24 protein-coding genes and 2 tRNA genes are annotated in these 25,220 nt (G+C 59.9%); 8 read left to right on the forward strand and 18 right to left on the reverse strand.

What is annotated here, in order from left to right:
• Nucleotides 1–106 precede the first annotated feature (106 nt).
• The 5 genes from fldB to BN1124_RS17780 all read left to right on the forward strand — a co-directional run bounded on the left by fldB (nt 107) and on the right by BN1124_RS17780 (nt 4,271).
• Complete coding sequence (gene fldB / locus BN1124_RS17760; RefSeq protein ID WP_042644086.1) at nt 107–625, forward strand: flavodoxin FldB; 519 nt, start codon at nt 107–109, stop codon at nt 623–625.
• 280 nt (nt 626–905) lie between these two features.
• The gene (locus tag BN1124_RS17765) at nt 906–2,306 is read left to right on the forward strand and encodes a TldD/PmbA family protein (RefSeq protein WP_042644088.1); all 1,401 of its coding nucleotides are present in this window, start codon (nt 906–908) and stop codon (nt 2,304–2,306) included.
• Complete coding sequence (locus tag BN1124_RS17770) at nt 2,306–2,407, forward strand: TldD protein (RefSeq protein ID WP_042644090.1); 102 nt, start codon at nt 2,306–2,308, stop codon at nt 2,405–2,407. Before BN1124_RS17765 ends, BN1124_RS17770 begins: the two co-directional genes overlap by 1 nt.
• The gene (locus tag BN1124_RS17775; protein WP_042644092.1) at nt 2,407–3,747 is read left to right on the forward strand and encodes a TldD/PmbA family protein; all 1,341 of its coding nucleotides are present in this window, start codon (nt 2,407–2,409) and stop codon (nt 3,745–3,747) included. The genes BN1124_RS17770 and BN1124_RS17775 overlap by 1 nt, the downstream gene beginning before the upstream one ends.
• A 131-nt stretch (nt 3,748–3,878) precedes the next feature.
• Entirely contained in the window at nt 3,879–4,271 is a 393-nt protein-coding gene (locus BN1124_RS17780) for a VOC family protein (RefSeq protein WP_042644094.1), read from the forward strand.
• A 109-nt stretch (nt 4,272–4,380) separates the two neighbouring features.
• Here the strand turns inward: BN1124_RS17780 and BN1124_RS17785 are convergent, their stop codons facing one another.
• The gene (locus tag BN1124_RS17785) at nt 4,381–5,307 is read right to left on the reverse strand and encodes a L,D-transpeptidase family protein (protein ID WP_042644096.1); all 927 of its coding nucleotides are present in this window, start codon (nt 5,305–5,307) and stop codon (nt 4,381–4,383) included.
• Nucleotides 5,308–5,761: 454 nt separating this feature from the next.
• Here BN1124_RS17785 and trhP point away from each other — a divergent pair, with 454 nt between their 5' ends.
• Together trhP and BN1124_RS17795 are read left to right on the forward strand one after the other, a co-directional pair.
• A complete protein-coding gene (gene trhP / locus BN1124_RS17790) occupies nt 5,762–7,123 on the forward strand; it encodes a prephenate-dependent tRNA uridine(34) hydroxylase TrhP (protein ID WP_042644098.1) in 1,362 nt (453 codons plus the stop codon).
• A 1-nt stretch (nt 7,124) separates the two neighbouring features.
• Nucleotides 7,125–7,373: a YfhL family 4Fe-4S dicluster ferredoxin gene (locus BN1124_RS17795; protein ID WP_042644099.1), complete on the forward strand. Its 249-nt coding sequence runs from the start codon at nt 7,125–7,127 to the stop codon at nt 7,371–7,373.
• Between the two features lie 67 nt (nt 7,374–7,440).
• On the opposite strand, the gene BN1124_RS17800 is transcribed toward BN1124_RS17795, so the two are convergent.
• Nucleotides 7,441–7,815, reverse strand: coding sequence for a DUF1090 domain-containing protein (locus tag BN1124_RS17800; RefSeq protein ID WP_042644101.1), 375 nt, complete (start codon nt 7,813–7,815; stop codon nt 7,441–7,443).
• 178 nt (nt 7,816–7,993) lie between these two features.
• Between BN1124_RS17800 and BN1124_RS17805 the strand changes: the two genes are divergently transcribed.
• Nucleotides 7,994–8,347, forward strand: a complete 354-nt coding sequence (locus BN1124_RS17805; protein WP_042644393.1) for a DsrE/DsrF/TusD sulfur relay family protein — start codon at nt 7,994–7,996, stop codon at nt 8,345–8,347.
• A 3-nt stretch (nt 8,348–8,350) separates the two neighbouring features.
• On the opposite strand, the gene BN1124_RS17810 is transcribed toward BN1124_RS17805, so the two are convergent.
• The 16 genes from BN1124_RS17810 to rlmE all read right to left on the reverse strand — a co-directional run bounded on the left by BN1124_RS17810 (nt 8,351) and on the right by rlmE (nt 25,194).
• Nucleotides 8,351–9,568 carry an MDR family MFS transporter gene (locus BN1124_RS17810; protein ID WP_042644103.1) on the reverse strand — a complete coding sequence of 406 codons (1,218 nt, stop codon included), beginning with the start codon at nt 9,566–9,568 and terminating at the stop codon, nt 8,351–8,353.
• A 155-nt stretch (nt 9,569–9,723) separates the two neighbouring features.
• Nucleotides 9,724–11,871 (reverse strand): polyribonucleotide nucleotidyltransferase, encoded by a 2,148-nt coding sequence (gene pnp, locus BN1124_RS17815; protein WP_042644105.1) that lies wholly within the window; start codon nt 11,869–11,871, stop codon nt 9,724–9,726.
• A 180-nt stretch (nt 11,872–12,051) separates the two neighbouring features.
• A complete protein-coding gene (gene rpsO, locus BN1124_RS17820) occupies nt 12,052–12,321 on the reverse strand; it encodes a 30S ribosomal protein S15 (RefSeq protein WP_005317514.1) in 270 nt (89 codons plus the stop codon).
• A 159-nt stretch (nt 12,322–12,480) separates the two neighbouring features.
• Nucleotides 12,481–13,440, reverse strand: a complete 960-nt coding sequence (gene truB / locus BN1124_RS17825; protein WP_042644108.1) for a tRNA pseudouridine(55) synthase TruB — start codon at nt 13,438–13,440, stop codon at nt 12,481–12,483.
• Between the two features lies 1 nt (nt 13,441).
• On the reverse strand, nt 13,442–13,876 hold the full coding sequence (rbfA, locus tag BN1124_RS17830) for a 30S ribosome-binding factor RbfA (protein ID WP_042644110.1): 435 nt from the start codon (nt 13,874–13,876) through the stop codon (nt 13,442–13,444).
• Nucleotides 13,877–13,932: 56 nt separating this feature from the next.
• Nucleotides 13,933–16,635, reverse strand: coding sequence for a translation initiation factor IF-2 (gene infB, locus BN1124_RS17835; RefSeq protein ID WP_042644112.1), 2,703 nt, complete (start codon nt 16,633–16,635; stop codon nt 13,933–13,935).
• Nucleotides 16,636–16,655: 20 nt separating this feature from the next.
• Nucleotides 16,656–18,158, reverse strand: a complete 1,503-nt coding sequence (nusA, locus tag BN1124_RS17840; RefSeq protein ID WP_042644114.1) for a transcription termination factor NusA — start codon at nt 18,156–18,158, stop codon at nt 16,656–16,658.
• Nucleotides 18,159–18,172: 14 nt separating this feature from the next.
• On the reverse strand, nt 18,173–18,631 hold the full coding sequence (gene rimP, locus BN1124_RS17845; RefSeq protein WP_042644116.1) for a ribosome maturation factor RimP: 459 nt from the start codon (nt 18,629–18,631) through the stop codon (nt 18,173–18,175).
• A gap of 166 nt (nt 18,632–18,797) precedes the next feature.
• Nucleotides 18,798–18,874: transfer RNA gene (locus BN1124_RS17850), tRNA-Met, on the reverse strand.
• Between the two features lie 92 nt (nt 18,875–18,966).
• Nucleotides 18,967–19,051 (reverse strand) — tRNA-Leu (locus BN1124_RS17855).
• A 9-nt stretch (nt 19,052–19,060) separates the two neighbouring features.
• Entirely contained in the window at nt 19,061–19,387 is a 327-nt protein-coding gene (gene secG / locus BN1124_RS17860; RefSeq protein WP_033131609.1) for a preprotein translocase subunit SecG, read from the reverse strand.
• Nucleotides 19,388–20,152 (reverse strand): triose-phosphate isomerase, encoded by a 765-nt coding sequence (tpiA, locus tag BN1124_RS17865; RefSeq protein ID WP_042644118.1) that lies wholly within the window; start codon nt 20,150–20,152, stop codon nt 19,388–19,390.
• Nucleotides 20,153–20,282: 130 nt separating this feature from the next.
• Nucleotides 20,283–21,617, reverse strand: a complete 1,335-nt coding sequence (glmM, locus tag BN1124_RS17870; protein ID WP_042644120.1) for a phosphoglucosamine mutase — start codon at nt 21,615–21,617, stop codon at nt 20,283–20,285.
• A gap of 17 nt (nt 21,618–21,634) precedes the next feature.
• A complete protein-coding gene (gene folP, locus BN1124_RS17875) occupies nt 21,635–22,480 on the reverse strand; it encodes a dihydropteroate synthase (RefSeq protein ID WP_042644122.1) in 846 nt (281 codons plus the stop codon).
• A gap of 80 nt (nt 22,481–22,560) precedes the next feature.
• Nucleotides 22,561–24,519 (reverse strand): ATP-dependent zinc metalloprotease FtsH, encoded by a 1,959-nt coding sequence (ftsH, locus tag BN1124_RS17880; protein ID WP_042644124.1) that lies wholly within the window; start codon nt 24,517–24,519, stop codon nt 22,561–22,563.
• A gap of 45 nt (nt 24,520–24,564) precedes the next feature.
• On the reverse strand, nt 24,565–25,194 hold the full coding sequence (rlmE, locus tag BN1124_RS17885; protein WP_042644126.1) for a 23S rRNA (uridine(2552)-2'-O)-methyltransferase RlmE: 630 nt from the start codon (nt 25,192–25,194) through the stop codon (nt 24,565–24,567).
• Nucleotides 25,195–25,220 lie beyond the last annotated feature (26 nt).

Consider the following 25,220-nt stretch of genomic DNA (forward strand, 5'->3'; position numbering starts at 1 on the left):
GCCCGCCATGCTCACCCCGGCGAACCTGAAGAAGCCAGGATGCCCTGTTTGTTGCAAGGACAGTGGATAACGCTAGATGGCTTTGTTTTACGGTAAGGACAGTACGATGAAGATAGGTTTGTTTTACGGCTCTACCACCTGTTACACCGAGATGGCCGCCGAGAAGATCCGCGCCCTCATCGGCCCCGAGCTGGTCGATCTCCACAACATCAAGGATGTGCCCCTGGTCCGCATGCAGGAGTACGACATCCTGATCCTGGGCATCTCCACCTGGGACTTTGGCGAGCTGCAGGAAGACTGGGAGTCCCGCTGGGAGGACATCGCCGATCTCCACCTGGAAGGCTGCATCATCGCCCTGTTTGGCATGGGTGATCAGCTGGGCTATGGCGAATGGTATCAGGACGCCCTCGGCCTGCTGCACGATCAGCTGGTGCCAAAAGGCGTCAAGCTGGTGGGCTACTGGCCCAACGAAGGCTACGAGTTCGATGCCTCCAAGGCGCTGATCGACGATGGCCGCCACTTCGTCGGCCTGGCCCTCGACGACGCTAATCAATACGATCAGACCGAGCCCCGCATCGAGCAGTGGGTCGATCAGATCCTGAGTGAGATCCACGAGTTACTCTGATCTTGCCTGCTCAACGATGCCAGCCGATGCGACCAGACCGACCCCGCATCGAGCAGTGGGTCGATCAGATCCTCGGCGAGATCCACGAGCTGCTGTGATCGCACCTGGGTGGCTTGCTTGAAGCCACCGGGTGCAGATCTCGAGCCGATTGCCCCAATCGGTATCATTGCATGACGCCATGACGACTTTTTTGCACAGGTCTGTAACAATGAAACCGCCCCCAGTCACCCTCGGCGCCGGGGGCGGCCGTGAACAGGCTCAGACCAGAAAAGGATATGCTATGACCCCATTCTCCCTGTTGACCCCCACCATTGCCCGCGATGTGCTCGATCACGCGCTGCGGCTTGGCGCCGACTTCGCCGAGCTGTTCGTGGAGCGCAAGCGTCGCAGCCAGCTCAGCCTGCTCTCCAGCCAGATCGAAAACATCAGCGGCGGCCTCGATTTCGGCATAGGCGTGCGGCTCTGCTACGGCCACAAGGTGCTGTATGGCTACACCAATCTGGCGGATCGCGACGAGCTGCTGCGCATCGTGAGCCTCTTGGCAGCCAAGGACAGGCGCGACCCAGTGGTGACCGCCACCGCCTTCGATTTCACCCGCTTCACCGATCGCAACCCGGTGGCGCTGCCGCTGTCGGCGGACAAGCTGCTGGAGCAGAAGATTGCCTACCTGCACGCCATGGATGCCGCGGCTCGCGCCGAGAGCGCCAAGGTGAGCCAGTTCTCCGCCAATGCGCTGGGCTGGGAGCAGGAGGTGGAGATCTTCAACAGCGAAGGGCTCATGGTCAGCGATCGCCGCCACTACAACCGCATCATGGCCCAGACCATAGCCATGGACGGGAGCGAGCAGAGCATGGGCTACGAGGCCCCCGGCGCCCTGATGGGCTGGGAGCACGCGGCCCTCATCGATCCCCGGGAGCTGGCCCTCACCGCCACCCGCCAGGCGCTGGTGAAACTCGGCGCGGCCCCCTGCCCGAGCGGCAACTTGCCGGTCATCATGGAGAGCGGCTTCGGTGGCGTCATCTTCCACGAGGCTTGCGGCCACCTGCTGGAGACCACCTCGGTGGCGAAGAAAGCCTCGGTGTTCCACGACAAGATGGGGCAGCTGATTGCCAACCCGGCGGTGAGCGCAGTGGACGAAGGTCTGCAGGCCAACGCCTGGGGTTCCATCAACGTCGACGACGAAGGCATGGCTACCCAGCACACCCAGCTCATCAAGGACGGCGTGCTGACCGGCTTCCTGGTGGACCGCATGGGAGCGCTGAAGACCGGCCATGCCCGCACCGGCTCGGGTCGGCGCGAATCCTACCGCTTCGCCCCCGCCTCGCGCATGCGCAACACCTTTATCGAGCCGGGCAACCATTCGCTCGATGAGATGCTGGCCACGGTGGAGCACGGCATCTACGCCAGGAAGATGGGGGGCGGCTCTGTGCAGCCGGGCACCGGCGAGTTCAACTTCAACGTGCAGGAGGCCTACCTCATCGAGGGGGGCAAGATCACCAAACCGCTCAAATCGGCGACCCTGATCGGCACCGGGCCTCAGGTGCTCAAGGAGATCTCCATGGTGGGCCGCGATCTCGCACTGGCCGCCGGCATGTGCGGCTCGGTCTCGGGCTCCGTGCCCACCTCGGTCGGCCAGCCGCCACTCAAGGTCGACAACATCCTCGTAGGGGGGAACGCCTGATGAGCACAATTGACAATCTGCCGGGCTCGGTTTCCCTCCAGGCCTCGGTCGGCCAGCCGCCGCTCAAGGTCGACAACATTCTCGTGGGGGGGAACGCCTGATGAGCCAACTCGATATGAACACATTGCTGACCCGTTTGCTCAACCAGGTCGCCGATATCAACGCCGAGGCGGATCTGATCGCCAACCGGGACAAGGCCTTCTCCCTCAAGGCCGACAAGGGGGAGCTCGGTGAATACAAGGTCACCAGCAGTCAGCAGATCGGCATCCGCCTCATCAAGGAGGGTCGGGTCGGCATCGCTTACTCGGAGTCCCTGGACGAGGCTGCCCTGGCCGCCATGTTGCAGGATGCGCTGGATGCCAGCCGCTTCGCCAAGCTGGATGCGGATCAGGCCATTCGGGTCGAAGACAGCCAGATCAGCACCGACTGCGCCGAGATCAATCAGCCTGACAGCACCCCGGTGGAGGAGAAGATCTCCCTCGCCCTGCGCCTCGAGGCGGACATGCTGGCACTGCCCGATGTGACCGGCGCCCCCTACAACAGCTTCTTCGAGGGAGAGAGCCGGCTCTGGCTCGCCAACAGCCGGGGCACCCTCTGCCAGCATCAGGAGTTCAGCGTCGGCTGCTACAGCTCGGCCCTGATCTCCCGCGATGGCCGCCAGTCCATGCACTCCCAGGGACAATATGGCCGCCGCTTCGACGAGCTGGACAGCCAGGACCTCATCACGCAGATCCATGCCGTGGCCGATGCCCTGCTGGCTGGCGAGGCGGTGCCAAGTGGTCACTACAGCGCGATCTTCACGCCCAACACCCTGGCCAGCCTGTTCGGCTGCTTCCAGGCGGCGCTCTCCGGCAAGTGGGCACAGCAGGGGATCAACCCCTGGCGGGACAAGCTGGGGCAACAGGTTGCCTCTCGCTGGCTCAGCCTGGAGAGCCGGGCCTATATGCCAGGCGGCATGAATATCAAGGGATTCGATGGCGAAGGCGCCCCCACCCGGGATCTGTTGCTGATCGGCGAGGGGGAACTCAAGACCCTGCTGCACAACAGCGCCACCGCCCACCACTTCGGCGTGGCCAGCAATGGCTCAGCGGCCCGCAGTGCCCGCAGTGCGCTGGATGTGACGGCGCGCCACCTGGTGTTTGGCACTGGCCCCCACGCGGAAGCCGAGGTCAAGAGCGGCGAATATCTGGAGCTGGTCAAGCTCGACGGCCTGCACTCGGGCGCCGATGCGGTGAGCGGGGACTTCTCGTTCGGGGCATCCGGCTTCCTGTGCCGGGACGGCGTGCGCATTCAACCGGTGCGCGGCATCACGGTGGCGGGCAACTTCTACCGCCTGCTGGGGGAGCTGGAGGCGGTCGGCAACCAGTTACACCACGACGATGGCAAGGGCTTCTATGCCCCCCTCATTCGCTTCAGTGGCCTGAGCATCGCGGGCAAGTGATTGCCTGACAGGCAGCACCCAGTGCTCTCTTCCAACCCAAAGCGGCGCCATCAGGCGCCGCTTTTTCATTGATGGCGCCCCTTGCCCGCGACTCCTAACCTCTAAGAGTCGCCGGTCGCATCGGCCGGATATTGCTGGAGAACACCAAGATGGACAATACCCTGGTTTGGGCCGACATTCCGACCCGGGATCTGGATCGCGCCATGGCCTTCTACGCGGCCCTGCTCGATGTGGAGGTCACACCGGAACAGGAGGAGATACGCTTCGCCATGTTGCGCCACGATGGCAACAACGCGGCGGCCTGCCTCGGCCCCATGGACGAATACCACCAACCGGGCGGCACGGGTCCCCTTATCTATCTCTCTCTGGGTGACAGGCTGAAGGAGGCCGAGCAGATGGTGCCCCGACTCGGTGGACGGGTGCTAGAACCCCTGCACAGCATCGGCAGTGGCCACGGCTCCCGGGTCATCATCGAGGACACCGAGGGCAACCGCCTCGCCCTCTATGCCCCGCCCGCCGCCTGAGCCGGGCATGCACCCAGGCAGATCTCATTCATAGGTGGCACGGCCACGGCAGAAACAACAACGGCGACCCTGAGGTCGCCGTTGTTGTTTCTCTACCACGCTGAGGCCATCAGGCCTGCGGGTTGAGGCGGGTCGGCAAGCCGTTACGCTGCTCCAGCACCTGCTTGACTACATTGGAGTCGCTCTCCGCGTGGGCGATGAAGCGGGTGATGGCCGGGGTCATGGGCAAGGGCACGGATTCGCTGGAGTTGAACTCCGCTTCGGTACGGGACAGCGGCTCATGGACTTCCATGTAGCGACCGCCATCCGGCTCGACGGTGGACTTGACCGGCTGGTTCACGAACTGGACGCGGGTGCCGACAGGTACGTTGTCAAACAGGTACTTGATGTCGTCCGCGCGCAGACGCACACAGCCGCTGCTCACCCGCAGGCCGATGCCGAAGGTGGCGTTGGTGCCGTGGATGGCGTAGAGGTTGCCGATGTAGAGCGCATGCAGACCCATGGGGTTATCCGGGCCGGCCGGCCAGACCGCTGGCAGGGTCTTGCCCTGAGCGGCATAGCGACGACGGATGTTCTCGGTCGGGGTCCAGGTCGGGTTCGCGCGCTTGCGTTCCACCTTGGTGATCCAGTTTTCCGGGGTGTTGACCCCCAGCTGGCCGATGCCGATGGGCAGTACCTGCACCACGTTCTTGCCCTTCGGGTAGTAGTACAGGCGCATCTCGGCCACGTTGATGACGATCCCCTCGCGCGGTGCATTCGGCAGGATCAGCTGATGGGGGATGACCAGCTTGCTGCCCGGGGTCGGCAGATAGGGGTCAACGCCCGGGTTCGCTTCCATGATGTTGGTCAGGCCCAGTTGGAAGTCGGAGGCGATCTGCTCCAGCGGACGATTATCCGCAGGCACCACGTACTCCTGATTCTCGCCGATCAGGCGGCTGTTGGCGGCTGGCAGCGCGTATTCAACGGCGGCTGCCTGCTGGCTGACCAGGGTCAGAGTACAAAAAAGGGCCGAAGCGGCAATGCGAAGGGGATTCATAAAGTTCCTGTATTGTTCCTGTACCTGTGGGCCTGAGACCTGTTATTCCTCGGTTTGTCCTGCTGCGACTTGCTCGCGCCCCGGACCGATAACCGAGCGCGCATTCTTTCCCGAGTCGGACAAAATTTCAACTTGAAGAGGGGGCTTTTTAGCGGAAAAGATCCATTCTGCCCTCAACAATTCCCTCCATCGGCCCCCCGACACCCTAGCATCGACAATCTGAGCGTAAAATGAACAACCTGGAACCTCCCTGATCACCCGCTCAAATTGCATGATGGGCCGGTGACGAGTACAATCTCGCACCCCGTATATCAGGAGTATCGAGCCATTTCATACTCAGGGTGTACCCCATCGGGTGCCAATGCGTCGAGTACCGTCGTGCACCACAGATGAACCAATACGACGCCATCAGGTGGCGTTGTCCTGATTTGCAATCAGACATAAAGAGTCCAACATGTTCAGACCAGAATTGCTCTCCCCTGCCGGGACCCTCAAGAATATGCGTTACGCCTATGCCTATGGCGCCGACGCCGTCTATGCGGGCCAGCCGCGCTACAGCCTGCGAGTGCGCAACAACGAATTCGATCACGAGAACCTGCAACTCGGCATCAACGAAGCCCACGCCCTCGGCAAGCAGTTCTATGTGGTGGCCAACATCCAGCCCCACAACTCCAAGCTCAAGACCTTCATCCGCGACATGCGCCCCGTGGTGGACATGAAGCCGGACGCACTGATCATGTCAGACCCCGGTCTCATCATGATGATGCGCGAAGCCTTCCCGGACATGCCAATTCACCTCTCGGTGCAGGCCAACGCGGTCAACTGGGCTACGGTGAAGTTCTGGCATCAGATGGGCCTGACCCGCGCCATCCTGTCCCGCGAGCTGTCTCTGGACGAGATCGAAGAGATCCGCATGCAGGTGCCGGAGATGGAGCTGGAAGTCTTCGTTCACGGTGCCCTGTGCATGGCCTACTCCGGCCGCTGCCTGCTCTCCGGCTACATCAACAAGCGCGACCCCAACCAGGGTACCTGCACCAACTCCTGCCGCTGGGAGTACAAGGTGCACGAGGGCAAGGAAGATGACGTGGGCCAAATTGTCCACCGTCAGGAGCCCATCGCCGTGCGCCCGGACAACACCCTGGGGCTCGGCAAGCCGAGCGATGCGCTGGTGCTGCTGGAAGAGTCCAACCGCCCCGGTGAATACATGACGGCGTTCGAGGACGAGCACGGCACCTACATCATGAACTCCAAGGACTTGCGTGCCGTCGAGCACGTCGAGCGCCTGACCAAGATGGGTGTGCACTCCCTGAAAATCGAAGGCCGTACCAAGTCATTCTACTACTGCGCCCGCACCGCCCAGGTCTATCGCAAGGCCATCGACGACGCTGTCGCCGGCCGTCCGTTCGATCCGACCCTGATGGGCACCCTCGAGAACCTGGCCCACCGCGGCTACACCGAGGGCTTCCTGCGTCGCCACAACCACAGCGAGTACCAGAACTACGACTACGGCTACTCTGTCTCCGACAGCCAACAGTTCGTCGGCGAGATCACCGGCCGCCAGGGCGACATGGTGGAAGTGGAAGTGAAGAACAAGTTCCTGGTAGGCAACCGCCTGGAGCTGATGACCCCCCAGGGCAACGTCAGCTTCAACCTGGAGCAGATGCAGAACCGCAAGGGCGAGCTCATCGACACAGCGCCGGGCAACGGTCACGTGGTCTATGTGCCGGTCCCCAAGGAGATCGACATCAACTACGGCATACTGCTGCGCAACCTCGGCGATCGTCAGGACACTCGTCAGCCGCACTCGGCGGCCTGAGATGGCACTGCTCATCACCAGCAAATGCATCAACTGTGACATGTGCGATCCGGAGTGTCCGAACCAGGCCATCACCCTGGGGGCCAAGATCTACGAGATAGATCCGGATCGCTGCACCGAGTGCGTCGGCCACTATGAGAAGCCGACCTGCATCAGCGTCTGTCCCATCGACTGCATCATCTGGGATCCCGCCCACGTGGAGACCGAAGAGCAGCTGATGGACAAGTTTGTCCTGATGCACAGGCAGTAGCTGGTCGCCTCCTCAAGCAATAAAAAAGCCGGACAATGTCCGGCTTTTTTATGTGCGCTCTGCAGTCTCAGGGTTTGACCAGCTTCTGCAACGCCTCCAATTCGCGCTGGGCTTCCAGCAGTTCGGCCTGGGACTCTTCCAGCTTGGCCTGCTTCTTGGCGATCTTGTCCGGCTTGCCCGACACCCGCGCGCTCTGCAGATCGGCAAGGCGCTCTTCCACCTCCTCCTTCTGCTTGGCCACTTTCTGTTGCTGCTCCTTGAGAAGGCCCGCATCGGTACAGTGGGTCTCGATGTTGCGCAGGGCCTGCTCCAGCCCGGCCACCTGATCCGCATTGTTGTGCGCCTTGGCGAAGACCAGCTGATCGGTCACCGCCTGATGCCGAGCCTTGCAGCCAACCTCCTGGCTCCCATAAGCCTGACCGGCCAACAGCAACATACTCATTCCGGCAATCTTCCACATAACGACCTCGTCATTCTGTCATATTGGATGGCCGCCTATGAGACCTGACTCACCCTCCGAGGTCAAGGCGGAGGGAAAAACCTACGACAGACTTTGTACCCCATCACGCCAACAGCGCCCGTATGGCGCTACAATGATGCCTTTCAATCCGGAGAGCTCCATGAAGCAACAGATCGTCATCATCGCCAACGGCGCCCCCTACGGCAGCGAGTCCCTGTTCAACGCCCTGCGTCTGGCCATCGCCCTCAACGAGCAGGGTGGCGTCATCCTGAAGCTGTTCCTGATGTCCGATGCCGTCGGCGCCGCGCTGGCAGGCCAGGCACCGGCCGAGGGCTACAACCTGCGTCAGATGCTGGAGATACTGCTGGCACAGGGCACCCTGATCCGGCTGTGCAAGACTTGCACCGATGCCCGTGGCATCACGGCCCTGCCCCTCATCGAGGGCATCGAGATCGGCACCCTGCCCCTGCTGGCCCAGTGGACCCTGGCGGCCGACAAGGTGCTGACCTTCTAGTCGTCAGGACTCGGCGCCGGCCTGGATCAGCGTCGGACGCGGGATCCGGGTCCCCCATCCATAGAGAACCAGGATGGCCAGACAGAGCAGCGCCATGAGCCCGTAGAGCCAGCTGCCTCCCCAATTGGTCAGGATCCAGCCTCCTAGCAGCGCCCCGATGGCGATCCCGAGCCCGGACATGGACGCGGCCCCAAAATAACTGCCCTTGAGGTGGCTTGGCGCCATCTGATCGATCAGCACGTTGAGCAGCGGGAACAGGATGCACTCACCGACGCTGAGCAGGATGACCGCTACTATCCAGTGCCACCAGATGGCGGTATCCCCGAGTGCAAAGAGCAGTTGAGCGCCAAGAAAGATCGCCACCCCGAGTTGTAACCGGCTCTTGATGAGCCAGTTGGCGGTCAGGTGCAGCAGTGGGAACTGCAGGATCACTATGGTCAGCGCATTGGCCGACACCAACCAACCGATGAGTCGCTCCACCTCGGGGGTCCCCGCCCGGGTCAGATACTGGATGAGCGGCGACTCGAACTGGGCATAGACCAGCATCAGCAGCACGTTGGCCAGGGTCAACAACAGGAAGCCTCTATCCTGCCAGAGCACGCGCAGCACGGCCCGCATGCCGGGACCGGCGGCACTGCTTGCCTGAGCACCCGCGAGTCGAAAACCCAGTATGAAGATGAGGCCGAGCAGCAGATAGCTGGCACTGAGCAACAGAAAGGTCTCCTGCCGGGCACTCAGGCCATAGCTGACACCGAGTAGGGGGCCGATGGCCGCCCCCAGGTTGAGCAGAAAGTAACGAAGGTGCAGCGCCAGCTCGCGGGCTTTTGGCTCGGCCAGGCTATCGGCCATCAGCGCCTTGCCCGGTGAATCGATGAGCCCGTAGGAGAGTCCACTGCCTACCACCCCGATCGCCAGCCAGAACACCTGATGGGAGAGCCCGAGCAGGCTGACACTCAAGGCCGACACCAGGCAGCCAAACAACAGTATGTTGCGCCGTCCCCACTTGTCCGACAGCCAGCCCCCATAGAAGCTGACCAGGGTGGAGAGTGCCGCAGTCGACCCCAGGATGAGGCCAATCAGGGTCGCCGACAGACCGTAGTCACGGTAGAGCAGAATGGAGAGGAAGGGCCAGACCATGAAGAAAGTGGTGCGCACCATGAAGGTGCCCAGGATCACGATCCAGACCAGAGGGGGAAAATGCCTGAGATAGGCCCATGACATACTGCAATTCCTTTTGACAGCGAAGAGGCGGGTCGTCCCTTATAACAATTGGCGCCGACTGGAACAACCCATCTTGTTGCCAGATCCCTCTAGCGAAGAAAATAAGGCATAAAAAAAGCCGACCCAGGGGTCGGCTTTTTCACGGCACGGCAGCCTTATTCGGCAGTCGGCTCTTCGACGGCGGCAACGGCCACGTCGGCAACCGGAGCGGCGGCTTCGGTCGGTGCATTCGCTTCCTTGATGGAGAGACGCACACGGCCTTGACGGTCCACTTCCAGTACCTTCACCTTCACCACGTCACCGATCTTCAGGAAGTCGGCCACGTTCTGCACGCGGGCATCGGTGATCTGGGAGATGTGTACCAGACCGTCTTTACCCGGCAGGATGTTGACGAAGGCGCCGAAATCGGCCAGACGCACAACCTTGCCTTCATAGATGCGGTTCACTTCGATCTCGGCGGTGATGGCCTCGATGCGACGGATGGCTTCCATGGCGGCTTCGTTGGCAACGGCGGAGATGCGGACGGTACCGTCATCATCCAGCTCGATGTTGGTGCCGGTCTCTTCGGTCAGGGCACGGATCACGGAACCACCCTTGCCGATCACATCCTTGATCTTCTCAGGATTGATCTTGATGGTGTGGATGCGCGGTGCGAAATCGGAGATTTCGCTACGGGGAGCCTGGATGGCTTCGTCCATGACCTTCAGGATGTGCAGGCGAGCGCCACGAGCTTGCTTGAGGGCAATCTCCATGATCTCTTTGGTGATGCCTTCGATCTTGATGTCCATCTGCAGCGCGGTGATACCTTGAGTAGTACCGGCTACCTTGAAGTCCATGTCACCCAGGTGATCTTCGTCACCCAGGATGTCGGACAGCACGACGAAACCTTCTTCTTCCTTCACCAGACCCATGGCGATACCGGCAACGGAGGCCTTGATCGGCACACCCGCGTCCATCAGCGCCAGGGAGGAACCACAGACGGAGGCCATGGAGGAGGAACCGTTGGATTCGGTGATTTCAGACACCACGCGCACCACGTACGGGAACTCGGCGGCGCTCGGCATCACGGCAGCAACGCCGCGCTTGGCCAGACGACCGTGACCGATTTCACGACGCTTCGGGCTACCCATCATGCCGGTCTCACCGACGCAATACGGCGGGAAGTTGTAGTGCAGCATGAAGCGGTCGGCGCGGTGGCCAGCCAGCTCGTCGATGTTCTGGGCGTCACGCTCGGTACCCAGGGTCGCAACGACGATGGCTTGAGTCTCACCACGGGTGAACAGGGCGGAGCCGTGAGCGCGCGGCAGGATGCCGGTGCCGACGGACAGGGCGCGGATCATTTCCGGATCGCGACCATCGATGCGCGGCTCGCCACGGACCACACGGCCACGGACGATGCGGCTTTCCAGGCTGTGGAACTCTTCGCCGATCTTCTTGGCATCTTCTTCCACGCCGGAGGCGATGACTTGCTCAACCACACGGGACTTGATGGCACCGATGGCGGCGTAACGCACGGCCTTCTCGGTGATGCGGTAGGCTTCGCCCAGCTCGGCGGTGGCCAGCTCGGCAACCTTGGCTTTCAGCGCTTCGTTGACCGCAGGCGGGGTCCAATCCCACGGCTGGGTACCCACGTCGGCGGCGAATTCGTTGATGGCGTTGATCACGACTTGCATCTGCTCGTGGCCATAGACGACGGCGCCCAGCATGGTCTCTTCAGACAGGATGGCCGCTTCGGATTCCACCATCAGCACCGCATTGGCGGTACCGGCAACCACCAGGTCCAGATCGCTCTGGGGCAGTTCGGTGGTGGTCGGGTTCAATACGTACTGACCGTTCATGTAACCCACGCGGGCAGCAGCAATCGGGCCGCCGAAGGGGATGCCGGAGATGGCCAGTGCAGCAGAGGCACCGATCATGGCAACGATGTCAGGAGACACGGCCGGGTTCACGGACATGACGGTGGCAACCACCTGAACCTCATTGAGGAAGCCTTCCGGGAACAGCGGACGAATAGGACGGTCGATCAGACGGGAGATCAGGGTCTCGCCTTCGCTCGGACGGCCTTCACGACGGAAGAAACCACCCGGGATACGACCAGCAGCATAGGTACGCTCCTGGTAGTTGACGGTCAGCGGGAAGAAATCACGGCCGTGATCGGCCTCTTTCTTGCCGACAACGGTCACAAATACGCAGGTATCGTCCATGCTGACCATGACGGCCGCAGTGGCTTGACGGGCCATCACACCAGTTTCCAGTGTGACGGTGTGTTGACCGTACTGGAATGACTTAACAATAGGATTCACGTGAATTTCCTTTTTACAATTTGGCGCTTTAAATTCGCGTGCAAGTATACTTGATTCGAACCAAAAGGTAAGCGGCGACACGAATTCTGTGAGGCAGGCAACGACTTGCGGCGTCAGAAAAAAGCGCAATAAAAAAGGGGAACCTTGCGGTTCCCCTTTTTCGCGAAATCTGATGGTCGATTAACGACGCAGACCCAGCTTGGCGATCAGAGCAGCGTAACGCTGAACGTCTTTACGCTTCAGGTAGTCCAGCAGCTTACGACGCTGGGAAACCATGCGCAGCAGACCGCGACGACCGTGGTGATCCTTGGCGTGCTCCTTGAAGTGACCTTGCAGATGGTTGATCTGGGCAGTCAGCAGGGCAACTTGCACTTCGGGGGAACCGGTGTCGTTGGCGCAACGAGCGTTGTCAGCAACGATGGAAGCTTTGATCTCAGCATTTAGAGACATGGTATTACTCCAGTAGAGTGTTTAAAGGTTCACAGCCAATCTCTAATTCAGCCGTGAAATGAGGGCGGTATCATAATCGCCCCCGTCTCATTTCGCAATGAGAAAGACGGGCAACGAGCATGCGCCGTGACGAGGCGCCACGGCGCTACCGCCCGAGGATCACTCCTCGTCGCGATCGTCGTGATAGCGAACCAACCGCTTCGGGGCAACGCGCCCTTCGTCGTCGATCTCGCCAACGCCGATGAACTCACGCTCCGGACCGACCGTCATGCGCACCTGACCACTGCTGGGGGCGCCTGCAACCTGCACGGCCTGGCCCTGGTTCACATAGGCGGCGACCGCCACCAACATGTTCACCTCGGGCAAGGCTGCCACGGCGGTATCCATCGGCAACAGCAGCGGATCGAGCTGCTCGCGCGGCGGAATGCTCTCGGCCTTGGCCTGCTCGAAGATGCACTCGAGCTGATCCAGGGTCAGCATCCGCTCATAGGGATAATTCGCAACCTGGGTACGGCGCAGTTGGGTGACGTGTGCGCCACAGCCCAGCACCTCCCCCAGATCGTCCACCAGGGAGCGAATGTAGGTGCCCTTGCTGCAATGCACTTCCAGCCTCACCTCGTCACCTTCGAAACTCAGCAGTTTGAGTTCGAACACCGTGATGGGGCGCGCTTCGCGCTCGATCTCGATGCCTTCACGGGCATACTCGTAGAGCGGGCGGCCGTTGTGCTTGAGGGCGGAGTACATGGACGGCACCTGCATGATGGGGCCACGGAACTGATCCAGCGACTCGATCAGGGTACCCACGGCCACGTTCACCGGACGGGTGGAAACCACCTCGCCGTCGGAGTCGCTGGTGTTGGTGCGCTCGCCCAGCTTGGCGGTCACCTCATAGCGCTTGTCCGCTTCCAGCAGATACTGGGAGAACTTGGTGGCCTCACCGAGGCAGATCGGCAGCATGCCGGTCGCCAGCGGATCCAGGGCGCCGGTGTGGCCGGCCTTGGCGGCGTTGTAGATCCGCTTGACCTTCTGCAACACATCGTTGGAAGTCAGGCCGGTCGGCTTGTCCAGCAGCAGGATACCGTGTACGTCACGGCCCTTGAAACGACGTCTTCGAGACATCTCAGGCGTTATCCTCAGTAGTATCATCGGGTGCGGCTTGCTCTTCCTCACGACCGGCTTCGGTCATGCGGCGCTTGTCTTCACGCACTGTGTTGGTCACCAGGTTGGAGAGGCGCATCCCCTCGACCAGGGTCTGGTCGTAGTAGAAACGCAGCTCGGGCACGACCCGCAGGCGCATGGCGCTGCCGAGCAGGCTACGGATGTAGCCGGCCGCTTCGGTCAGGCCCTTGAGTCCTTCCTTGACCCGCTCGCCGTCGTTCTCCAACTGCAAGAAGGTGACATATACCTTGGCGTAGTTAAGGTCCTTGGACACTTCGACGTCCGAGACGGTTACCATGCCGATGCGCGGGTCCTTGACCTCACGCTGCAAGATCAGCGCGATTTCACGCTGGATCTGCTGCCCGACCCTGTTGGTCCGGCTGAATTCTCTGGCCATATTTCTATCCTGCGATAAAAGGGGGCCGCGGCCCCCTATTTTGTCTATTGCTCGGCTTACAGAGTCCGTTGGATGACCACGGTCTCGTAAACTTCAATCTGGTCGCCTTCGCGTACGTCATTGTAGTTCTTGACCGCGATACCACACTCGTAACCGTTGCGGACCTCGTTGACGTCATCCTTGAAGCGACGCAGGGATTCCAGCTCGCCTTCATAGATGACCACGTTGTCACGCAGAACACGGATACGGTTGGAACGCTTGACCACACCTTCGGTGACCATACAGCCAGCAACGGCGCCGAACTTCGGTGACTTGAAGACGCTACGCACTTCAGCCAGACCGATGATCTCCTGACGATACTCAGGGGCCAGCTTGCCGCTCATGGCCTGCTTCACTTCGTCGATCAGGTCATAGATGACGGAGTAGTAACGCAGATCCAGGCTCTCGGCCTCGATGACCTTGCGAGCAGAAGCGTCGGCACGGACGTTGAAGCCCACCAGGATGGCGCTGGAAGCGGCAGCCAGGGTAGCGTCGGTTTCGGTGATACCACCGACACCGGAGCCCACGATCTTGACCTTGACTTCGTCGGTAGAGAGCTGCACCAGCGCATCGCAGATGGCTTGCACAGAGCCCTGTACGTCGGCCTTGATCACCACGTTCACTTCGGACACTTCGCCCTCGGTCATGTTGGCGAACATGTTCTCCAGCTTGGCCTTCTGCTGGCGTGCCAGCTTGACGTCGCGGAACTTGCCTTGACGATAGAGAGCCACTTCACGGGCCTTCTTCTCGTCACGTACGACGGTGGCTTCGTCACCGGCAGACGGCACCCCGGACAGACCCAGGATTTCGACCGGCAGAGACGGGCCCGCTTCCTTGATCTCGCGACCCAGTTCGTCACGCATGGCACGGACACGACCGTATTCCAGACCACAGAGGACGATGTCGCCCTGGCGCAGGGTACCTTCTTGTACCAGCACGGTGGCAACCGGACCACGACCCTTGTCCAGGAAGGACTCGATCACGACGCCGTTGGCCATGCCATCGACAACTGCTTTCAGCTCCAGTACTTCGGACTGGATCAGGATGGCTTCCAGCAGATCGTCGATGCCTTCGCCAGACTTGGCGGAGACGTGCACGAACTGGCTATCGCCACCCCAGTCTTCGGACATGACGTTGTAACGGGCCAGCTCGGTCTTGACGCGATCCGGATCCGCTTCGGGCTTGTCGATCTTGTTGACCGCAACCACGATGGGCACTTCTGCCGCCTTGGCGTGCTGGATGGCTTCGATGGTCTGCGGCATGACGCCGTCATCGGCAGCAACAACCAGTACCACGATATCGGTCGACTTGGCACCACGGGCACGCATGGAGGTAAAGGCCGCGTGACCCGGGGTATCCAGGAAGGTGATCATGCCGCTTTCAGTTTCGACGTGATAAGCACCGATGTGCTGGGTAATGCCACCGGCTTCGCCCGCGGCAACCTTGGCCTTGCGGATGTAATCCAGCAGGGAGGTCTTACCGTGGTCGACGTGACCCATGATGGTCACGACAGGAGCGCGCGGCTTGGCTTCGGAGGTCTCGTCACGATCGGACAGTACCGCCTCTTCCAGCTCGTTCTCACGACGCAGCAACACCTTGTGACCCATCTCCTCGGCGACCAGCTGAGCGGTCTCCTGATCGATCACCTGGTTGATGGTGGCCATGGCACCCATCTTCATCATCACTTTGATGACTTCGACGCCCTTGACGGCCATCTTGTTGGCCAGCTCGGCCACGGTGATGGTCTCGCCGATCACCACGTCACGGTTGACCACGGCAGCCGGCTTGTTGAAGCCGTGCTTCATGGCGTTCGGAGTAGCCATCTTGCCACGCTTGCCCTTACGAGCACGCGGATCGCGGGAGTTGCGATCGTTACGATCGTCGTCCCGACGGGTGGCCTTTTTCGGGGCCTTGGCAGCGGCAGCCGTACGACGGCTGGTCTCTTCCTTACGATCCAACTCATCTTCAGCCGCTTGCGCGTGCTTGTTGGTGGTCAGATGGTAATCGCTGCTCTCTTTGGCGCGAGCGGCTTCTTCTTCGGCCCAGCGGGGACCGTTTTGTTCCGCCATGACGCGAGCCTCTTCGGCTTTCTTCGCGGCGAGTTCTTCAGCCTTGGTCAAGGCTGTTTGTTCTTGTTGGCGCTTCAGTTCTTCTGCTTCGCGCTTGGCCATCTTTTCTGCCTCTTGCTGAGCTGTGCTAGCGGCTACTTTGGCGGGCTGTGGAGCCTGTCGAGCCTTTGATTGTGCCTCGATCCGCGCCTTTTCCTCAGCTTCACGACGAGCCTGCTCAGCCTCACGGCGAGCCTTCTCTTCAGCGTCGAGACGGGCCTTGTTTTCGGCCTCGTGACGAGCTTTTTCTTCTGCTTCCAAACGCGCTGTTTCCTCGGCTTCCGCCTGACGCTGTTCATCTTCCAGCGCCGAGCGTTTTACATAGGTGCGAGTCTTGCGCACTTCAACCTGCACTTCTTTGTTCTTGCCGCCAGTCCCCTGAACACTGATGGTGCTCTTGGTCTTGCGCTGCAACGTCATGCGGGCAGGTGCGGTGCTCTCGTCACCTCCATGCTGTTTTTTCAAGTGCGCCAGCAGAGTCTGTTTCTCAGACTCGCTGACCATGTCGTCGGCCTTGCTCTTGCTGATACCGGCATCGACGAACTGCTGGAGAAGACGATCAACCGGCGTGTCGATGTCAGTGGCAAGTTGTTTGACTGATACTTCTGCCATTCATTTTCCTCCGTTTGATCTTAACTAGACTGCTCTTCCCCGAACCAACAGATATTGCGAGCAGCCATAATCAGCTCACCGGCTTTCTCAGCGGTCAGCTCTTCAATGTCGGCAAGGTCATCGATACCTTGCTCTGCCAAATCTTCCAGGGTACCGACACCACGTGTGGCCAGGGCGTATGCCATGTCGCGGTCGAGGCCAGCCAGATTGAGCAGGTCTTCGGAAGGCTCAACACCTTCAAAGGATTCTTCTTTAGCCAGGGCCTTGGTGGTCAGAACATCTTTCGCACGCTTGCGCAGCTCTTCCACCATGTCTTCGTCCAGACCGTCGATGGCCAGCAGCTCATTGACGGGCACGAAGGCGATTTCTTCCAGAGTGGAGAAACCTTCTTCCATCAGCAGGCTGGCGAAATCGTCGTCGATGTCGAGGGCGCTGGTGAACAGAGTCAGGATGCGATCGTTCTCGGCCTGGTGCTTGGCACGCATGTCCTCGACGGTCATGACGTTCAGCTCCCAACCGGTCAGCTGGGAAGCCAGACGCACGTTCTGACCATTGCGACCGATGGCCTGGGCCAGGTTGGCGGCTTCCACGGCGATGTCCATGGTGTGGTTGTCTTCATCAACGATGATGGAGGCCACATCGGCAGGCGCCATGGCATTGATCACGTATTGAGCCGGGTTGTCATCGTACAGCACGATGTCGGCACGCTCACCGCTCAGCTCGGCGGAGACGGCTTGCACACGAGCGCCACGCATGCCGATACAGGCACCGATCGGATCGATACGACGATCGTTGGTCTTGACCGCGATCTTGGCGCGGGAACCCGGGTCACGGGCGGCGCCCATGATTTCGATCATCTCTTCGCCAATCTCTGGCACTTCGATGCGGAACAGCTCTTTGAGGAAGTCAGGGCTGGAGCGGCTGACGAACAGCTGGGAGCCACGGGCTTCCGGACGGACGGCATAGAGCAGACCACGGATGCGGTCGCCCGGACGGAAGGTCTCGCGCGGCAGCATGTCGTCACGGAAGATCACGGCTTCGGCATTGCTGCCCAGGTCCAGGATCACGTTGTCACGGTTGCTCTTCTTGACCACGCCACTGATGATAGTGCCTTCCTTGTCCTTGAACTGGTCAACGACTTGGGAACGCTCGGCTTCGCGCACTTTCTGCACGATAACCTGCTTGGCGGTCTGGGTAGTGATACGGTCGAAGGTGACAGAGTCAATCTGGTCTTCAACATAGTCACCCACCTGGATTTCGGGGTCATCGATCTGGGCCGCTTCGAGGGTGATTTCACCGTAAGCGTTCTCCATGGAAGCCTGGTCGGCTACCACTACCCAGCGGCGATAAGTGTCGTAGTCACCGGTCTTGCGATCGATCTCAACGCGAACTTCAATCTCGCCTTCGTATTTTTTCTTGGTCGCAGTCGCCAGCGCAGTCTCCAGAGCCTGGAAAATCTTCTCGCGGGGAACAGCTTTCTCGTTGGACACAGCGTCAACGACCAGCAAAATCTCTTTATTCATATCCGATAGCCTCGTTAACCAAAGTTCGGCACTATGTTCGCTTTTTGGATATTGGTGAAAGCCAACACCTCGTCCTTACCATCTACCGTCAGGGTGACCATGTCGCCCTGCACGGCTTTGATTACGCCTTTGAACTTGCGGCGGTTGTTTGTTGCCATCCGAAGCGAAACCGCCGCCTCTTGGCCAACGTATTTTTCGAACTGGGCAACCTTGAACAGGGGGCGATCCAGACCGGGGGAAGAGACTTCCAGGAAGTACTCTTCGGTGATGGGGTCTTCGACGTCCATGATGGCGCCAACCTGGCGGCTCACCTCGGCACAGTCTTCCACCGTCACGCCTTGTTCTGCATCGATGAAGACGCGCAAGGTCGAGTGCCTACCCGCACGGATAAACTCGACACCCCAAAGTTCAAAACCCAAGGCAACGACCGGAGCCTCGAGCAGATCGGTCAAACGTTGTTCCAACGTAGCCAAAGTCACCCTCCGAAAAACAAAAAAAGGGCATATAGCCCAGATAGAGATCGATTCAGAATAAATCGCACATAACAAAAAGCCCCGATGTCAAATCGGGGCTTGGCGCTTTACCCTGATTGTCGCCTCGCAGCGACCGCCTTCCTGAGCGTAGGAAAGGCGTGAAATTTGGTTGCGGGGGCCGGATTTGAACCGACGACCTTCGGGTTATGAGCCCGACGAGCTACCATGCTGCTCCACCCCGCGTCCGAAATCGTGCGAGATTATAGCCACTTCATTCTCGTCACACAAGACTGACTGGCTATAATATACCCGGTTACCCGAGCTCACTGCTTAATTGGTGCCGTGGGCGGGACTCGAACCCGCACACCCTAGAGCACTACCCCCTCAAGATAGCGTGTCTACCAATTCCACCACCACGGCAAAAACTCTTTATTCGGGAACGTCAGTATCTTTCTTCACTGGCGCTTTGGTCTGCTCAACTTGTTGAGTCTGTTGCAGATTTTCCCATTCGCTACCCTGTTTTACCTTGTTGCTAGACATGGAGCCAAGCAGAAGGCTGATCAAAAAGAACAGAGTGGCCAAAATTGCAGTTGTGCGGGTCAGGAAACTGCCTGAACCACCGGAGCCGAATACGGTATTCGATGCCCCTGCGCCGAAGGAGGCGCCCATATCAGCCCCTTTACCTTGCTGAATCATCACCAGACCGATCAGAGCCAGTGACACCAACAGATAAACGACTAAAAGAATCTCGTACATTTAACTTGCACCCTTTGCCGCTTCAACAATTCCTAAAAACGCCTTGTCATCGAGACTCGCACCGCCGATCAGACCGCCATCAATGTCGGGCTGGGCAAACAAATCTCGTGCATTGGCCGGTGTCACGCTCCCACCATAGATGATTCTGACTTTCTCACCTATTACCGGAGTATCCTCCGCCAAGCGACCGCGAATAAAGGAATGAACCTCTTGTGCCTGCTCGGGTGTGGCGCATTTACCTGTGCCTACAGCCCAAATCGGCTCGTAGGCGATGATAGCATTATCGAAAGCCATCGCGCCATTTTTCTCTATGACGATGTCCAGCTCTTCGGCGATCACCTCGAAGGTTCTTCTCGCCTGCCTCGCAGCACCCGACTCACCCAAACAGAGGATGGGAATCAAGCCTGCCGCTCTGGCTGCCGCAAACTTCTCTGCGACGATGAAACTGGTCTCTCCAAAGAGACGCCTGCGCTCGGAGTGTCCTACTAATACGTAACGACACCCTGCCTCAACCAACATCTGACACGAGACTTCACCCGTGAAAGCGCCAGATTGGTGCTGACTCACATTCTGAGCCCCCAACTTCATCACCTTCTGCTCGTTAAGCAGTGAAGCGGTGAAATCGAGATGCACATGGGAAGGACACAAAACCACATCTACTTGCTCATCAATGCCTTGTAGGCACTGGCCAGTAAACTGTTCTAACTGCGACCTACTACCGTGTAACTTCCAGTTGGCTGCTACAAACGGCTTGCGATGTCCCATCGGCAACTCCCTTGCGAAAGCGGGCTGATAATATCCAGAGGATGCTCAGCTGACAAGTGCTATTTTTGAATTTTCGAATCGTTTGAACAAGATACAACCAAGGCGACTAGAAAGCCGCCTTGATTGCTCATTAAAACGCCGATTCGACCTGTTTGGCGATCCGATTCGCCATGTCTATCACTTGCTGTTCGTGCTCACCCTCTACCATCACCCGGATCAGGGGCTCGGTGCCGGATTTGCGCAGCAAGACGCGACCACGACCGGCCAGCTCCTGCTCCACCTTGGTCACTTCCTGCTGCACGGCCACCGCCGTCAGCGGATCCTTGCCCTCGGCGAAACGCACGTTCACCAGTACCTGCGGGAACTTGCTCATGCCGGAGCGCAGCTTGGCCAACGGCATCTCGGCGGTACACACAGCGGTCAGCACCTGCAGGGCGGCGACGATGCCATCACCGGTGGTGGTCTGATCCAGGCAGATGATGTGACCGGAGTTCTCACCGCCGATGCGCCAGCCCTTCTCGTTCATCATCTCCAGCACGTAGCGGTCACCCACCTTGGCACGGGCGAAGGGGATGCCGAGCGTCTGCAGCGCCAGCTCCAGGCCCATGTTGGCCATCAGGGTGCCGACCACTCCGCCCTTGAGGCGGCCGTTGCGCAGCGCATCGCGCGCGATGATATAGAGGATCTCGTCGCCGTCGATGATGTAGCCGGTGCTGTCCACCATCACCAGGCGATCGCCGTCACCGTCGAAGGCGACGCCAAGATCGGCCTTGCACTCCAGCACCTTGGCGGCCAGCGCCTCGGGGGCGGTGGAGCCGACACCGTCGTTGATGTTGAGGCCATCCGGGCTGCAGCCGATGGCGATCACTTCCGCGCCCAGTTCACGGAATACGGAGGGGGCGATGTGATAGGTGGCGCCATGGCCGCAATCCACCACCATCTTCAGCCCTTCCAGGCTCAGGTGGCTGGGGAAGGTGCTCTTGCAGAACTCGATGTAGCGACCGGCGGCATCGTCGATGCGCTGGGCCTTGCCAAGCTCGGCCGATTCGACGCACTTGAGCTCGTGATCCAGCTCGGCCTCGATGGCGAGTTCGACCTCATCCGGCAGCTTGGTTCCATCGGCGGAGAAGAACTTGATGCCGTTGTCGTAAAACGGATTGTGCGAGGCACTGATGACAATCCCGGCCTCGGCCCGGAAGGTGCGCGTCAGATAGGCCACCGCCGGCGTCGGCATGGGCCCCATCAATATGGCCTTGAGGCCGGCGGCGGAGAGGCCCGCCTCCAGCGCCGATTCCAGCATGTAGCCGGAGATGCGGGTGTCCTTGCCGATCAGCACTTTCTTGGTGCCCTTCTTGGAGAGCACCTTGCCAGCGGCCCAGCCCAGCTTCATCACGAAATCCGGGGTGATCGGGTATTCACCCACCTTGCCGCGCACACCGTCTGTGCCGAAGTACTTTCTGGTCATTGTCTGTTCTCGTTCTTTTATTTGGATACGAAATCTTGTCCCGTCATGGTCATCCAGCCGACGCGCAGGGCATCCATGGTGGCGCGCACGTCGTGCACCCGAATGATCCTGGCGCCATGTTGCAACCCGATCAGGGCGCAGGCCAGACTACCAGCCAACCGCTCATCAACCGAGCGACCGAGCAGATTGCCTATCATAGACTTTCGCGACATCCCCACCAAGAGCGGCAGGCCGTAATCGAGCAACTTCCGCTGCTCGGCCAGCAGTTGGTAGTTGTGGGTCACCGTCTTGCCAAAGCCGTAGCCCGGATCCAACAACAGTTGGTCACGCTTGATGCCTGCCACCAGACAGGCGGCGATCCGCTCATCGAAAAACGCCCTCACCTCCCCCAGCAGATCATCGTAATGAGGCTCGGCCTGCATGGTCCTTGGCTGGCCCTGCATGTGCATCAGGCATACGGGCACCCCGGCCTCTGCGGCGGCGGCGAGCGCATCGGGTTCCAGCAGGGAGCGCACGTCATTGATGAGATGGGCGCCCGCGGCGCAACCGTCCCGCATCACGGCAGCCTTGGAGGTATCGAGAGAGATCATGACATCAAGCTCCTGCACCATCCGCTCGACGACCGGGATCACCCGGTCCAGCTCTTCCTGCACGCTCACGTCGGGTGCCCCCGGACGCGTCGATTCGCCGCCGATGTCGATGAGGGTGGCCCCCTCGGCGACCAACTGGCGAGCATGAGCCATTGCCCGCTCAATCTGGTTGAAATGGCCGCCGTCGGAGAAGGAATCCGGCGTCACGTTGAGGATCCCCATGACGTGGGGACGGTCGAGGGAGAGGCTGCGCCCCTTGCTGCTGAGTTGCATCTTCACTTCCATCTGTATCAAAAACGCGGCATGCGCATAAAGAAAAACCCCGGGCAAGCCCGGGGTTTGGTCATGGCAACTTATTTGGCCGGGACATCGTTAGCCTTGTCGATGTCGTTCAGCTGTGCGCTGTTGTCATCGGCCTTGGCCTGAGTCTTGGCTTCTGGCTCGGCGGTCACGGGGGCGCCACCTTGTGGGGTATCGCCGTGTTCATCGTGCCAGTTGCTGGGGGCACGGACTTCGCGACGGGCCATCAGATCGTCGATCTGCTTGGCGTCTATGGTCTCGTACTTCATCAGCGCATCTTTCATGGTGTGCAGCACGTCCATGTTGTCCAGCAGGATCTGCTTGGCACGGTCGTAGTTGCGATCGATGACCTGCTTGACCTCGGCGTCGATGACGCGCGCGGTGTCGTCGGACATGTGCTTGGCCTTGGCCATGCTGCGACCGAGGAAGACTTCACCCTCTTCTTCGGCGTAGAGCATGGGACCGAGACGCTCGGACATGCCCCACTGGGTAACCATCTTGCGGGCGATGTCGGTGGCACGTTCGATGTCGTTGGAGGCACCGGTGGATACCTTCTCCGCACCGTAGATCAGCTCTTCCGCCAGACGACCGCCGTACAGGCTGGAGATCATGGACTCCAGATGCTGCTTGGAGTGGCTCCAGCGATCCTGCTCCGGCAGGTACATGGTCACACCCAGCGCACGACCGCGCGGGATGATGGAGACCTTGTAGACGGGATCATGATCCGGCACCACACGGCCGATGATGGCGTGACCCGCCTCATGGTAGGCCGTCATCTCTTTCTCAGACTCTTTCATCACCATGGAGCGACGTTCTGCACCCATCATGATCTTGTCCTTGGCCTTCTCGAACTCGTTCATGGAGACCACGCGGCGGCTCTCACGGGCGGAGAAGAGAGCGGCTTCGTTGACCAGGTTGGCCAAGTCAGCACCGGAGAAACCCGGAGTACCACGAGCGATCAGCGCAGCATTGACGTCATCGGCCAACGGCACCTTGCGCATGTGTACCTTGAGGATCTGCTCACGACCACGGACATCCGGCAGACCGACCACAACCTGACGGTCGAAACGGCCCGGACGCAGCAGCGCGGGGTCCAGCACGTCGGGACGGTTGGTGGCGGCGATGACGATGACGCCTTCATTGCCTTCAAAACCATCCATCTCGACCAGCATCTGGTTCAGGGTCTGCTCACGCTCATCGTGACCACCGCCGAGACCGGCGCCACGCTGACGACCGACCGCATCGATTTCATCGATGAAGATGATGCAGGGGGAAGACTTCTTGGCCTGCTCGAACATGTCACGCACCCGGGAGGCACCGACACCAACGAACATCTCGACGAAATCGGAACCCGAGATGGTGAAGAAGGGCACCTTGGCTTCACCCGCGATGGCCTTGGCCAGCAGGGTCTTACCGGTACCGGGCGGGCCGACCAGCAGCACGCCGGTGGGGATCTTGCCGCCCAGTTTCTGGAACTTGGTCGGGTCGCGCAGATAGTCGACCAGCTCTTTGACCTCTTCCTTGGCCTCGTCACAACCTGCCACGTCGACGAAGGTGGTCTTGATCTGATCTTCACTCATCAGGCGAGCCTTGCTCTTGCCAAACGACATGGCACCCTTGCCACCGCCGCCTTGCATCTGACGCATGAAGAAGACCCAGACACCGATCAGCAATAGCATCGGGAACCAGGAGATGAAGATGGACGTGATCAACGACGGCTCTTCCGGCTTCTCACCCATGACTTTCACGTTATGGTTGAGCATGTCGTTGAGCAGCTGGGGATCCGGCGCCGGGATGATGGTGGTGAAACGCTCACCGGTGCGCTTGACGCCATTAATGACCTTGCCATCCATCCGCACTTCGCGGATCTGCTCTTGGGTCACTTCTTTAACGAAGCTGGAATAGTCCAGCTGGCGACTGGTGGTATCGCTGGGGCTGAAGCTATTGAACACCGACATCAACACGACGGCGATGACCAGCCACAGGATTAGGTTTTTCGCCATGTCACTCAAATCAATGACCTCGCAGACTGACAGTTAACGATGAGGGTTAGGGTACTACAGTTTAAAACCGGTAGCCACAATGTAGACTTCTCGTGAACGGGCACGGGAGGAGTCTGGTTTACGAATCTTTACGGCAGAGAAAAGCTGACGAATTTCATTGAGATAAGCATCGAAACCCTCTCCCTGGAACACCTTGACCACGAAGCTGCCGTTGGTGCGCAAGACCTGATTGCACATGTCCAGTGCCAGCTCAATCAAGTACATGGAGCGCGCCTGATCCACCTGCGGGGTGCCGCTCATGTTGGGCGCCATGTCGGACATGACGACGTCAACCTTGTCCGGCCCCACCCGTTCGAGCAAGGCAGCCAGTACAGTTTCCTCCCGGAAGTCCCCTTGCAGGAAATCGACACCGGCGATGGAATCCATCGGCAGAATATCGCATGCAATCACGCGTCCGTTGTCACCCACCTGATTGATGGCGAACTGGGACCAGCCACCGGGGGCCGCCCCCAGATCCACGACCGTCATGCCCGGTTTGAGCAATTTGTCCTTGCCCTGGATCTCGTCGATCTTGAACACGGCGCGGGAACGCAGTCCCAACTTTTGGGCTTTTTTGACGTAATGATCGTCAAAATGTTCTTTTAACCAGCGAGTTGAACTGGGGGAATGCTTTTTCTGGGTCATGATTGTCGACTTTAAAAAACCACAAG

It is taken from the genome of Aeromonas eucrenophila (assembly GCF_000819865.1).
GTDB lineage: Bacteria > Pseudomonadota > Gammaproteobacteria > Enterobacterales > Aeromonadaceae > Aeromonas > Aeromonas eucrenophila.